Here is a 12,732-nt window from a genome sequence, read left to right as displayed (position 1 = left end):
TAATAAAATAATGTTCTTTTTGAATATAGTCCTAACTGTGCTTACGTTTAGCGTCTATGTTTTACCTTTTTTAGCACCTAAAAGTTTTCCGCTTTTATCGGTGCTTACTTTGTTTATGCCTGCTTTTTTTGTAGCAAACGGATTCTTTTTTGTTTATTGGGGAATTCAGTTTAAAAAACGCCTTATTTTATCTGGTTTGGTTTTGTTGACGGGAATTACGTTTATTAGCAAATTCTATAAGTTTTCTGCAAAAGAGTATGTGAAAGACGAAAAAGATTTTTCTGTCATGAGTTATAACGTTCGTCTTTTTAATGTTTTTAAATGGTTGGATCGCGATGATATTCCCGCAAATATTAAAGCTTTCATAGATGAAAAAGATCCTGATATTTTGTGCATTCAAGAATATTCCAATTCGGCGCATTTGGATTTAAAAGTATATCCGCACCGATATATTTTTATAGATGGAAAAAAAATTAAAACAGGACAAGCTATTTTTTCTAAGTTTCCGATTATTGAAGAAGGAAATATCGTTTTTCCAAAATCTGATAATAATGTGGTTTATGCTGATATTAAGCGCGGAAAAGATATTATTCGTGTATATAATATGCACTTGCAGTCTATTAAAATTTCTCCAGATGTGAGTGAAATATCAGATGATATTGATAATGTAAATCAGAAGAAATCGCAACGTATTTACGGAAGAATCAGCAAGGGTTTTAAGCAACAACAGGAACAGGCTGAGATTTTTAGAGAGCATATAAAAAAATGTAAAACTCCAATGATTATTTGCGGAGATATGAATAACAGTCCGTTTTCTTATGTATATAGAAACATAAAAGGAAAGCTAAAAGATGCTTTTGAAGAAGCTGGAGAAGGCTTTGGCGCTACTTATAAATTCAAATATTATCCAGCTAGAATTGACTACATTTTTACAGATAGTAAAATGAAAGTTAAACAATTTGAAAGCTTTTCTGATTTTGAAAATTCAGATCATTATCCAATAATGACTAGGCTTTCAATGGAATGATTTTATTAGTCAAAAGTTGGAAAGTCGAAAGTCAAAAGTCAAAAGTTAGTTTAATGAGATATGTGAGAATTCATAACTCATAACTCATAACTTATAATTCATAATTTATATGATTGTCTGTGTCTTCAAATAATCCATTGCAAATTTACCTTCGTTAAAAAGCAAATCCAAAACACTTAAATTGTTGATGAAGCCATGTTTGTCATCAAATACCTGCGTATATTTTTCAAAAGAATTACTATCTTTTTTACCGTTTGCTAAGTATCTAAAATCGGTAAAATCGCTTACTTCATGAAAATATTCTGTAGTTTTTCCAAATTCCAATTTCATTCGAAGGCATTTCGTTACAACGTCTAACACTTCGAAGTTTAAATCCATCAAAAAATCGTGTTTTTTCTCGAAAATAGGAGCGATGTCGTCTTCAAAGTACTCGAAGAACGGAGAGCTTCTATATGCGGCTTCAAGCGATTTAAAATGCTGTTTCTGCCAATCAAATTCGTTTTCGATTAAAATGTCTTTCGTCTTCTGATGTGTTGCTTTAGAATGCTTAACAGGGATGTTTAATAATTGAATTCCGTTCGGACTATAGATATACGTTCTGTTTCTATTGGTCTGCTTCTGAAAATTATCTTCCATTTCAAAAGTAATACTGTCAGATTGCGCAATTACTGCAAAATGACTGATAGATGGGAAGTAAGTTGGAAGTATTAAGGAATTCATTTCTATATATTGTTTAAAAGTTTCAGGTTTCAAGTTTCAAGTTTTTTAGACCTGAAATTTGAAACCTGAACAAAAATAGTTTATTTTTTATTATGCTTTATTTTCTCTTCTTTTTTTCCAGATAAAATCTCCTACGAAATAGATAGCAAGAAGTATCAAGAAGTATTTGAAGTAAGATTGAGGCTGACCTTCACCATCGACCGTTGTAAATACGCGGTTCCAGCGAATTTTATTGATTCCTTTTCCGTTAGTATCCCAGCTCATCCAAATGAAAACTGGTTTTCCTACGATATGATTTTCCGGAACGTAACCCCAATAACGACTATCTTCTGAGTTATGGCGATTGTCTCCCATCATCCAGTAATAGTTTTGTTTGAAGGTGTATGTTGTTGCTGGTTTTCCGTTGATTAAGAATTTCGAGCCTTGCAATTCTAAAGTATTTCCTTCGTAATTTGTAATAATCTCTTTGTAGAAAGGAAGTGACTCATTTGTTAGAGCAACTGTTTTTCCTGCCTCAGGAATATAAATTGGTCCCATATTATCTTGGTTCCATTTATTAATATGAGGGAAAATGTCGTTGTTGTCTCCGGTGTCAATTTTTCTAATTACGGCAGTAACTCCAGGAGTGTGTTTAAATCTTTCTGCTCCAGCTTCTGTTAAAGCGCCTAAGTAAAGAGTATCTCTTTTTTCAGTTCTAAAACCAGCAGGATCTGTAATGTCTAATTCTTTGAAAATGCTTTCAAAGTCAATAGGAGTTTTTCCGTCTAAAGCCACAGCGTATGAATACTGAGGTTTTGCTCTTTCAGGTAAGACTAATTTTTTTCCATTAATAAAAACGTAACCATCTTTAATTGATAAGCTGTCTCCAGGAATACCAACACATCTTTTTACGTAATTTGATTTTTTGTCAATTGGTTTGATAACGCCTGGTCTTCCTTTTGGTTCAAAGAAATAATGAACCGTATCGACAGGCCAGTTGAAGACGACAATATCACATCGGTTTATTTTCTGAATAGCCGGAAGTCTTAAATAAGGCAGTTGTGGCCAGCTTAAATACGATTTTGTTTTTGTCATCGGGATAGAGTCATGAACCATTGGTAATGCAACGGTTGTCATTGGGACTCTAGGTCCATAGTTTAATTTGCTTACAAATAGGAAATCGCCAATCAATAAAGATTTTTCTAAAGATGATGTCGGAATTGTATAAGGTTGTACTACGTAAGTGTGTACTAATGTTGCTACAATGATCGCGAATAGTAGCGAGCTAACAGTATCTGCTGCTTTGTTATCGGGAGTTAATTTACGGTCATTGTTGTATTCTAATTTCTGAGTATAATTGACAACATAAATGTAAAAACCTAAAGTAAAGAGGCCTAAAATAGTATCTAAAGTTGATTTTTTACCAAAAGTTCTTAAGGTTTCTATCCATATAACCGGAAACATAATCAAGTTAATAATCGGAATAAAAAGCAGTATGGTCCACCATGTTGGACGTCCGATAATTTTCATTAAAACTATAGAATTATATACCGGAATTGCTGCTTCCCAGCTTTTTCTTCCTGCTGCCTGATATAATTTCCATGTTCCAAGAAAGTGAATAATTTGAACAGCCAAGAAAAATACGAACCAAGAGTAAAATGTCATAATATTGTATTTTAAGTTTCAAATTCAAGTTTTTGTTAATCTTGAATTTCAGTCGGTTTATTGTAAGTTTAAAACGTCTTTCATAGAGAAAATTCCCTGTTTTCCTGCCAGCCATTCTGCTGCAATCACAGCGCCAAGGGCAAAACCTTCTCGGTTATGAGCAGTATGTTTAATTTCGATGCTGTCTATAGCAGAATCGTAATTTACTGTGTGAGTTCCAGGTACTTCTCCAATTCTTTTTGCTTCGATGCGTATTTCGTTTGCTTTAGCATCTTCCATTGTCCAATTTGCGTAGTTGCTGTTTTCGATAACGCCTTGTGCTAAAGAAATTGCTGTTCCGCTTGGAGCATCTAGTTTATGGATATGGTGAATTTCTTCCATCGAAACTTTATAAGAATCGAATTGCTTCATGATTTTAGCTAAATATTCATTTAGTCCGAAGAAAATATTTACTCCTAAACTGAAGTTAGAGCTAGAAATAAATCCTCCTTTTTTCTCATTGCAAAGTGCAATCATTTCGTCGTAGTGCTCTAGCCAACCAGTTGTTCCTGAAACTACAGGTACATTGGCATTAAAAGAGGCAGAAATATTACTCACTGCTGCTGATGGAACACTGAAATCGATGGAAACATCGGCTGTCGAAAGCCCGTCATAGGTGTTAAATTCATCTTTCTTTAAAACTATTTCATGACCTCTTTCTAAAGCAATTCTTTCGATTACTTTACCCATTTTTCCGTATCCTAAAAGCGCAATTTTCATTATGATTTGTTTTTTGATTTTTTAAATAGAATGCAATCTATTAAAACTTATAATTAAAGGTTAGTCCGACATTTGGTTTAAATGTTACATCGGCAGGATAAATTTCTGGACGCATTGAAAGTCTTTCGTTTACATTAAACTGTATTAATGCCGCGTCAACATTGGCGTCAATGATGTTTAAGACATAGAAACCTACAACAAATAAAGCAGATAGGTCTCTGTTTCTTTGGTAGAATTTCTGTCCAGCAATAAGTCGGCTGTCGTCCAGATATTTGTAGTTGTCATCGTTATAGCCTTCCAATCTTCGTTTGTAAGCGTCACGATAATCATGGTACTTTTTGTTGTTGTCTATGTAGAAATATAAACTAGTTCCGATTGCTCCGTAAACCAAAGGGATTTTCCAATATTTTTTGTTGTATGCTTGACCTAAACCAGGTAAAACAGCAGAGTAAAAAGCCGCTTTTGCTGGTGTAAGCGGGTCTATTTCTTCTAGTGCAGTAGTGTCTTTTACGACCAAAACCGTGTCTTTTTTTACCTGGGCAAAAAGAGAAACGGTTCCTGTTAGAAAGAACAATAGACCAATGGGGACAATTTTATTCACTATCCGTTTATTAATTTCATAATTCTGTTAAAGTCAGCTTCAGAATTAAATGGAATTGTAATTTTTCCTTTTCCGTTGCCAGCGACTTTTATATCAACTTTTGAGCCAAAATAGTCATTGAAAGAGTTTTTCTGTGTTTCTCTAACTACAAATGCCGCATCAGCTTTTGGCTTTCCGTCAGCTTTTGGCTGTAAGCCTTCGTGATAATTTTTCACTAAAGCTTCTGTTTCACGAACCGATAAATTTTGGCTAACGATTTTTTGATAAATATCAGTTTGAACGTCTAAATCTTCAATGTTGATAATTGCTCTACCATGTCCCATACTGATGAAACCATCACGAATACCTGTTTGGATAATCGGGTCTAGTTTTAAAAGACGTAGATAGTTGGCAATTGTCGAACGTTTTTTACCAACTCTTTCGCTCATTTGTTCTTGAGTTAATTGAATTTCGTCGATTAAACGTTGGTATGATAAAGCAATCTCAATTGGATCTAAGTCGTGGCGTTGGATGTTTTCAACCAAGGCCATAACTAATGATTCGTTGTCATTGGCAATACGAATATATGCAGGAACATGAGTAAGTCCTACTAATTTAGACGCACGAAGACGACGCTCTCCAGAGATTAACTGGTATTTGTTAAAATCTAATTTACGAACAGTAATAGGTTGAATTACACCAAGTTCTTTAATGGAAGTGGCTAATTCTCGTAATGATTCTTCATTAAAATTGCTTCTAGGCTGAAACGGATTTATTTCAATCGCACTTATTTCAAGCTCAATGATGTTTCCAACAACTTTATCAGCATTTTTGTCTTCTACTGATTTAATGTCGTTTTCAGGATCTTTTAATAAGGCAGATAATCCTCTTCCTAAGGCTTGTTTTTTAATTACTTTTGTCATAAAAACTATTTACTGTTTTTCTTTATAATTTCTTGTGCTAAATGAATATAGTTTACGGCACCTTTGCTTGTTGCATCGTAATTGATAATGCTTTCGCCAAAACTCGGAGCCTCACTTAATTTTACATTTCGCTGAATTACAGTATCAAAAACCATATCGTTGAAGTGTTTTTGAACTTCTTCTACAACCTGATTCGATAAACGTAATCTTGAATCGTACATTGTTAATAATAAACCTTCAATGTCAAGATCTGGGTTGTGTATTTTTTGAATACTTTTAATAGTGTTCAATAGTTTTCCTAATCCCTCAAGTGCAAAATATTCGCATTGAATAGGAATAACTACAGAATCTGCTGCTGTTAAGGCATTCAAGGTTAACAAACCTAAAGAAGGTGCACAGTCAATAATGATGTAATCATATTCTTGTTTTGCTTCTTCCAATGCTTTTTTAAGCATGTATTCACGGTTTTCTTTGTCAACCAATTCAATTTCGATAGCAACAAGGTCAATGTGAGCAGGTATCACATCTACGTTTGGAGCTGTACATTTTAAAACGGCTTCTTTTGGTGTTACAGTATGCTCAAGTATTTGGTAAGTTCCAGTTTCAACTGTTTCTACATCAATTCCAAGACCAGATGTAGCATTGGCCTGTGGATCAGCGTCGATCAACAATACTTTTTTCTCTAAAACACCTAATGAGGCAGCAAGATTTACTGATGTAGTAGTCTTTCCAACGCCTCCTTTTTGATTAGCAATAGCAATGATTTTGCCCATTTATTTTCTGAATTTTGAACCGTAAAAATACAATTATTTATGGTTTCTGAAAATCTATTTTGTTAACATTTAAGAAAGTTTGCTTAATCGTGGTTTCATGGGTGTTCGACAGAAAATAATTTGAGTTATGAATAAAATTGTTAATGAGTGTTTGGGTCAATTTAGTTGTTGCTTCTTCTATAAAAGGAGAGAAATCAAATTTTTGCCTTAGTTAAAGGTGGTGTTTTGAGTTTTTAAAGTTGAAATAAACGGAAGGTTTTTGTTGAAGAGAAAATATTTAAAACAAATGCTTTCTTGATGTTGATTTTTTTCTGTCTTGAGGTGTAGTGCCTTACGATTTTTAATTTTTCACTCATCCATTTAATCGCTATGTAATGTCATGTTGAAGGAGATATTTTTTCTGCACAATCGTTTGTTTGTGCTGTTAAAGTGCAGAATCTTTGGTTTTGTATAGTTTTTGATAAGAAAATTGAACAGCATAATGGAAGTGAAGGTTGAAGATTATTGCTATTTTGGGATTTCTAAAAAACTACAAATATTATAAGCTATCAAACCACAAAAAAAAAGAACATTCTTATGAGCAAAAAAGGAATCTCATTATTTACAGCATTTGCATTTTTTCTGCTTTTATGCAGTTTTGTTTCTCCCTCTTCGGGTGATGAAAAATTAGAAGGAAGTAAAAAAATAGAACGCAAAATTGTCTACAATAAAAAGAAGCACAGCATCACTCTATCATGGTCAGATTTTGGTTCGACAGGAAATTATGTAATTACAAGAGGGGGCAGTCGTTTGGCATCAGATTTCGTATCGGTTGGGTCAACTTCCAAATTGATGTTTACTGACAGTAAGCCTAATAATGATAAATATGAGAACTATTATAAGGTTACTCGTAATGGTATTACTGTTATGATTTCGCTTGAAAATCAGATTTTCGGAGATAATATGTATTTCTATGATCGAAAATATGAAAAAGCCGTAACGGCACGAAATGAGATTAATTCGCAGTTTGGGAGTATCGGTTTAGGAGGTGCAAATGGCGAATGGACGACTAGACGTCAAGCGTATTATTTTAAACCAAATATTGATAGACAAACTTACGATGTTGGAGGTTCAGGTTCTGCGTCATCGGAAACATCGAATGCTATAGAATTAGGGTTCTATTCTCATATTGGGGGATTAGGAAAAGTGCCTTCAGATGTTAGATTAGGAGCAATATTTACAAGGCCTCACCTTTCTGGTGGAGCTAATGCTACCTGTACATTTTGGCGTTCAGTGGAAAATGTCGAAGTAATGCGCGATTTTTCTTGGACGGTTTCTCAGTCAACGAGTGCGAGAAGACTTTTGATTGAAAGCACTTCAAAGTATATTTCGGATATTGGAGATACGAATTTTTGGGGTAGCGGTGGATTTATTGCCGATGCTCATTATACAACATCGAGGCCGAATTGGGGTGGACAGCAGCAATGGTATACTAGAAATACTGTTTTTCCAGAAGGCACTGGAGCAATGGGAGGCTCTTACAATATGGTTTGGCAAGGTTGCGTAAATCCGCCAGAAGCTAATGAAAGTAATTCACCAATTTTGAAAACTCCTATTATTAGAGAAAAACCTTTTTTGTTTATTGATAGTGATGGTGAATACAAAGTGTTTGTTCCGGCATGGCAAAAAGATAGGGTTGGTGTTTCTTGGTCCGGAACAGATATGGGAAAAGGGAAAATCCAAGATTTGATGACTGGTTGGTATGTTGCTAAGGAAGGAGACAGTGATGTGGAAATTAACGCTGCATTGAAGTCTGGCAAAAATATATTTTTTACTCCGGGACATTATGCTTTAAATGCTCCAATACAGGTAAATAGAAGAGATGCAATTCTTCTTGGCGCGGGAATTGCTTCGGTAACATTAGAACCAACAGAGAAAAATATTTGGGGCTGTATTTATGCTGATGACAAAGATGGGATTATCATTGCAGGTCTTTTAATGGATTCTTTTAATAGTACTATCTATCAGGTTAGGATTGGTGATGAAGGAGTTAATACAGATCATGCTTCAGATCCTATTTTACTTACTGATATTACGTGCAGAGTAGGTGGTGTTCAAGCAAAAAACATTCAGATTCAGGCTTCAATGCAAATCAATAGCAATAATGTTGTGGGAGATCATTTCTGGTTGTGGCGTGCGGATCATGGTTCGCAAAAAGGAGGTGAGGTACGTTGGACAAGAGATCGATGCAAAAACGGACTTGTTGTAACAGGAAGCGATGTGACACTTTATGCATTGTTTGTAGAGCATTATCAAGAGTATGAAGTGCTATGGCTTGGAGAGCGGGGAAGAACTTTTTTCTTTCAAAACGAACCTCCATACGACGCGCCAAATCAATCAAGTTGGAGCAGTCAGGGAGGAAGAGTTGATGGTTATGCAGCTTTTAAAGTTGCCAATACAGTAAAGGAACATCATACAATAGGAATGGGGTCTTATGCCGTTTTTACTGGAACGGATGGAAGTGTAAATAAGAAAAATGGTTTTGAAGTGCCAAACAGCCTAAATGTGAAATTGGAGAAAATGTGTATTACTCGCTTTGCCGGACCTGGTAACATTCAAAACGTAATAAATGGGACGGGCGGAAGCACTGCAACTGGTGCAAAACGTGTTGTTAGTTATAATAATGGAAAAGGAGTACAGCCTTTTGATGAAGAATTTACTTTGCCAAATCCTGAATCTTATCCTTCTTATATAGGTATGGAAAAATAAGAAGAGAGAAAATTTTTTAAATAAAACTCTGAAAGCTTTTTGGTTTTCGGAGTTTTTTTATTTTCTGCTGTTATGTTTTTTGCTTGCAAAGTCGCGAAGGCGCAAAGGTTTATATTTTAAGTTTAAAGCAAAAAAAAAGTCTTTCCAGAATGAAAAGACTTTTTTGTCGGGGTGGCAGTCCCGAAAGCTTTCGGGAGAACCTGCGGCCTTCCCGATCGCAGTCGGGACGAGATAACCGTTCGGACTTGCATTAAGTTTAAAGCAAAAAAAAAAGTCTTTCCAAAATTGAAAAGACTTTTTTGTCGGGGTGGCAGGATTCGAACCTGCGGCCTTCCCGATGGCAGTCGGGACGAGATAACCGTTCGGACTTGCATTAAGTTTAAAGCAAAAAAAGTCTTTCCAAAATTGAAAAGACTTTTTTGTCGGGGTGGCAGGATTCGAACCTGCGGCCTTCCCGATGGCAGTCGGGACGAGATAACCGTTCGGACTTGCATTAAGTTTAAAGCAAAAAAAAAGTCTTTCCAGAATGAAAAGACTTTTTTGTCGGGGTGGCAGGATTCGAACCTGCGGCCTCCTGCTCCCAAAGCAGGCGCGATAACCGGGCTACGCTACACCCCGAAGATGTATTTTTTATTGTAGTGCCCGAAAGCGGATGCAAAGATAGAAATAAATTTGATTTGTAAAAGGAAAAAATGAAAATAAATAAAACTTATTTTAAGATAGCTATTTCAGATTTATTTTCGGCGTTATTTTTTATAATAAAGTTTACATTTGCAACTCAAAAAAACTATTACTATGTCAAATACAATCGAAAAAATTAAATGCCTTATTATAGGTTCTGGTCCTGCAGGTTATACTGCAGCTATTTATGCGGCTAGAGCTAACATGAATCCAGTGTTATATCAAGGAATGCAGCCTGGTGGTCAGTTGACTACTACTAATGAGGTTGAAAACTTTCCAGGTTATGTTGATGGAGTAACAGGACCTGAAATGATGATTCAGTTACAAGAGCAAGCAAAACGTTTTGGTGCAGACATTCGTGACGGATGGGCAACAAAAGTTGACTTTTCTGGAGATATTCATAAAGTTTGGATTAATGATACCATCGAATTGCACTGTGAAACGGTAATTATTTCTACAGGTGCATCAGCTAAATATTTAGGACTGCCGTCAGAACAACATTATTTAAATATGGGGGGTGGAGTTTCTGCTTGCGCAGTTTGTGACGGATTCTTCTACAGAAATCAAGATGTTGTTATTGTTGGAGCAGGAGATTCTGCTTGCGAAGAAGCGCATTACTTATCTAAACTTTGTAAAAAAGTAACCATGTTGGTTAGAAGCGAGAAATTCAGAGCTTCTAAAATTATGGAAGAGCGTGTTCGTAAAACAGAAAATATCGAGATTTTGATGAATCACGATACTGTTGAAGTTCTTGGAGATAATAATGTTGTTCATGCTATTAAAGCATTAAATAAAACAACTGGAGAAGTTATCGAAATTCCAGCAACAGGTTTCTTCGTAGCAATTGGTCATAAACCAAATACAGACATCTTTAAAGATTATATTACACTTGACGAAACAGGTTACATCGTAAATACTCCTGGAACATCTAAAACAAATGTTGGTGGTGTTTTCGTAGCGGGTGATGCTGCTGATAATGTGTACCGTCAAGCAATTACTGCTGCAGGTACAGGGTGTATGGCTGCATTGGATGCTGAAAGATATTTAGCTTCTAAAGAGTAATTCTTTTTGTTTAAAGTTTCAAGTTTTTCTTGTTTCAAGTTAACTGAATCTGAAAAATCAAATAAAAAAAAACCAGTTTCATTTGAAACTGGTTTTTTTATTATGCTTTTAAACTTTAGATAATTTTAAAAGTTTATAATGTCGTTGTTTTTGGTTTTGGTGCACCTGGCTTTTTTATCAGTTTTGCTTCTTCGCTAAAACGTGTAAGTTCAATTTTCGGGTCACCGTACAATGAAATTTCAGACTTATCTCCAGCCGCAATTGCTATAGTGTTTTCTGCTAAAATGCTTGCGATACCAGAACCTTCAGCTGTAACATTGGCATCTTTCAAAGTGAATTTTATTCCAGTAAAAACAGAATTATTGTCTAATCTAATTGTTGCTTTTTCGGCAATTCCTTCAATCGCTGCATTTGCTTTTTGATATAAATCACATTTGAATTTTATTGCAGAAACTAAAGTTTTTACAATTGCATTTTTACTCAATTGCAGATTTCCATCTTCGGCTTTTAAATTAAGTTCTGTTCGAGATTTATCATCAGCGATTAAAGTGAATTTTTTTGCATTTACATTCAAATATAATTTAGAAAAATCAAGACAATTCATTGTGATGTCGTCTAATTGCAATTCTTGAATAGCATACACTACAGCTTCATTTTTAGTAATTACTTTATTCAATGATTTAGTGTAAGTAACCTTAACTGATAATTTCTTGAAAATAGTAGACTCTTTATTGGTGTATAAACGAAGCGTTTTTTCTCTTAAATCGATTCCGATAATATCATGCAGGTTATCGTCGGCTTCAATTTTAATTTCATTTTTTTCTCCCTGCTCCAAATAAACTTCTAGATTATCATCGACTTCAATAGCATCAAAACTACCAACTTCTTTTATTGAGGTTGTTACAATTTTAGTGCCTTTGATTTTTTCTCTTTTTTGTGCAAAAGTGAAAGTAGTCACAAATAATAATAAGAGCAGCGCTGTACTTTTTTTCATTAATTCTAGATTTGATTTTGACAAATATAAAAAAATCATCCACTTTTGATGAATGATTTCTTTTATATTTAACAGTTAAATCTCCTTAGCTTTTGTTAATGTTCCCTCCAGAGCTTGCTTCTTTCTCAACTATTTTTGGAGAACCAAGATAATTGATATTTCCTCCGCTCGAAGCTTTCGCTTTTAAATTTACTATTGAGTTTACAGTAATTGTTCCGCCACTAGAAGCTTGGGCATCTACATCATTTGCTAATAATTTCTCTGCATTAATACTTCCTCCACTTGAAGCCGAAGTGTTAAGGTTTAAAGCTTTTCCTTTAATGTTAATAGAAGCTCCGCTTCCTGTGTCTAATGATATCTTGTCAGATTCAATAGTAACATCCATTGATGCAGCACTAGAAGATTCAAGGGTAATATCTTCTCCTTCAATTAATCCTTCTGTATGAACAGATGACGCGCTAGAAGCATCAACTTTGTCAATGATCGGCATTTTTACAGTAACTTTTTTTGCTGTAATGTTGCGGAAAGAATTGTATTTACACTTAATGATAAGTGTTCCGTTTTCTACTTTTGTCACAATTTCTTTTTGAAGATTGTCATCTGCTTCAACTGTAATTTCTTTTGCATCAGATTGTATAATAACCAAATCGATAGCATTGCTTACAGAGATGTTTTTGAAATCTCCCTGAACAGTTCTTTTTTCTGTTGTAACATTTCCGCTTCCTTCAATTGCATTCATGTTAAAATTACATGAAGCAAACAATAGGGCAGTAACAGTTGCAATTATAAATTTCGTAATATGAATGATTATTTTTATCATG

Annotated in this window: 11 protein-coding genes and 1 tRNA gene; 3 read left to right on the top strand and 9 right to left on the bottom strand. The window is 34.7% G+C overall.

All coding sequences use genetic code 11. The features are described 5' to 3' along the window. Nucleotides 1-10: 10 nt before the first annotated feature. Nucleotides 11-1,027, top strand: a complete 1,017-nt coding sequence (locus ABTV69_RS01045) for an endonuclease/exonuclease/phosphatase family protein (protein ID WP_433836654.1) — start codon at nucleotides 11-13, stop codon at nucleotides 1,025-1,027. Between the two features lie 105 nt (nucleotides 1,028-1,132). Here the strand turns inward: ABTV69_RS01045 and ABTV69_RS01040 are convergent, their stop codons facing one another. The 6 genes from ABTV69_RS01040 to ABTV69_RS01015 form a co-directional block, all read right to left on the bottom strand. Continuing rightward, complete coding sequence (locus ABTV69_RS01040; RefSeq protein WP_433833477.1) at nucleotides 1,133-1,747, bottom strand: WbqC family protein; 615 nt, start codon at nucleotides 1,745-1,747, stop codon at nucleotides 1,133-1,135. Between the two features lie 90 nt (nucleotides 1,748-1,837). Next, nucleotides 1,838-3,391: a signal peptidase I gene (gene lepB / locus ABTV69_RS01035; protein WP_433833475.1), complete on the bottom strand. Its 1,554-nt coding sequence runs from the start codon at nucleotides 3,389-3,391 to the stop codon at nucleotides 1,838-1,840. A gap of 57 nt (nucleotides 3,392-3,448) precedes the next feature. Continuing rightward, the gene (gene dapB / locus ABTV69_RS01030; protein ID WP_433833473.1) at nucleotides 3,449-4,150 is read right to left on the bottom strand and encodes a 4-hydroxy-tetrahydrodipicolinate reductase; all 702 of its coding nucleotides are present in this window, start codon (nucleotides 4,148-4,150) and stop codon (nucleotides 3,449-3,451) included. A gap of 40 nt (nucleotides 4,151-4,190) precedes the next feature. Further along, entirely contained in the window at nucleotides 4,191-4,751 is a 561-nt protein-coding gene (locus ABTV69_RS01025) for a DUF5683 domain-containing protein (protein WP_433833471.1), read from the bottom strand. Continuing rightward, nucleotides 4,751-5,653, bottom strand: coding sequence for a ParB/RepB/Spo0J family partition protein (locus tag ABTV69_RS01020; RefSeq protein WP_095929441.1), 903 nt, complete (start codon nucleotides 5,651-5,653; stop codon nucleotides 4,751-4,753). Before ABTV69_RS01020 ends, ABTV69_RS01025 begins: the two co-directional genes overlap by 1 nt. Before the next feature lie 5 nt (nucleotides 5,654-5,658). Beyond that, the gene (locus ABTV69_RS01015) at nucleotides 5,659-6,426 is read right to left on the bottom strand and encodes a ParA family protein (protein ID WP_125722644.1); all 768 of its coding nucleotides are present in this window, start codon (nucleotides 6,424-6,426) and stop codon (nucleotides 5,659-5,661) included. Nucleotides 6,427-7,002: 576 nt separating this feature from the next. Between ABTV69_RS01015 and ABTV69_RS01010 the strand changes: the two genes are divergently transcribed. Then, the gene (locus ABTV69_RS01010) at nucleotides 7,003-9,174 is read left to right on the top strand and encodes a hypothetical protein (RefSeq protein ID WP_433833468.1); all 2,172 of its coding nucleotides are present in this window, start codon (nucleotides 7,003-7,005) and stop codon (nucleotides 9,172-9,174) included. 543 nt (nucleotides 9,175-9,717) lie between these two features. On the opposite strand, the gene ABTV69_RS01005 is transcribed toward ABTV69_RS01010, so the two are convergent. Further along, nucleotides 9,718-9,792: transfer RNA gene (locus tag ABTV69_RS01005), tRNA-Pro, on the bottom strand. A gap of 177 nt (nucleotides 9,793-9,969) precedes the next feature. Between ABTV69_RS01005 and trxB the strand changes: the two genes are divergently transcribed. Continuing rightward, a complete protein-coding gene (gene trxB, locus ABTV69_RS01000; RefSeq protein ID WP_433833466.1) occupies nucleotides 9,970-10,917 on the top strand; it encodes a thioredoxin-disulfide reductase in 948 nt (315 codons plus the stop codon). Nucleotides 10,918-11,050: 133 nt separating this feature from the next. Here trxB and ABTV69_RS00995 read toward each other — a convergent pair whose 3' ends face one another. Both ABTV69_RS00995 and ABTV69_RS00990 read right to left on the bottom strand, forming a co-directional pair. Further along, nucleotides 11,051-11,911 (bottom strand): GIN domain-containing protein, encoded by an 861-nt coding sequence (locus ABTV69_RS00995; RefSeq protein WP_433833464.1) that lies wholly within the window; start codon nucleotides 11,909-11,911, stop codon nucleotides 11,051-11,053. Between the two features lie 85 nt (nucleotides 11,912-11,996). Continuing rightward, nucleotides 11,997-12,731 carry a head GIN domain-containing protein gene (locus ABTV69_RS00990; RefSeq protein WP_433833462.1) on the bottom strand — a complete coding sequence of 245 codons (735 nt, stop codon included), beginning with the start codon at nucleotides 12,729-12,731 and terminating at the stop codon, nucleotides 11,997-11,999. Nucleotide 12,732: the final 1 nt, after the last annotated feature.

It is taken from the genome of Flavobacterium anhuiense (genome assembly GCF_050990855.1).
GTDB classification, from domain to species: domain Bacteria; phylum Bacteroidota; class Bacteroidia; order Flavobacteriales; family Flavobacteriaceae; genus Flavobacterium; species Flavobacterium anhuiense_C.
The sequence above is the reverse complement of the archived record's forward strand: the minus strand, read 5'-3'. Positions and strand labels throughout refer to the sequence as shown.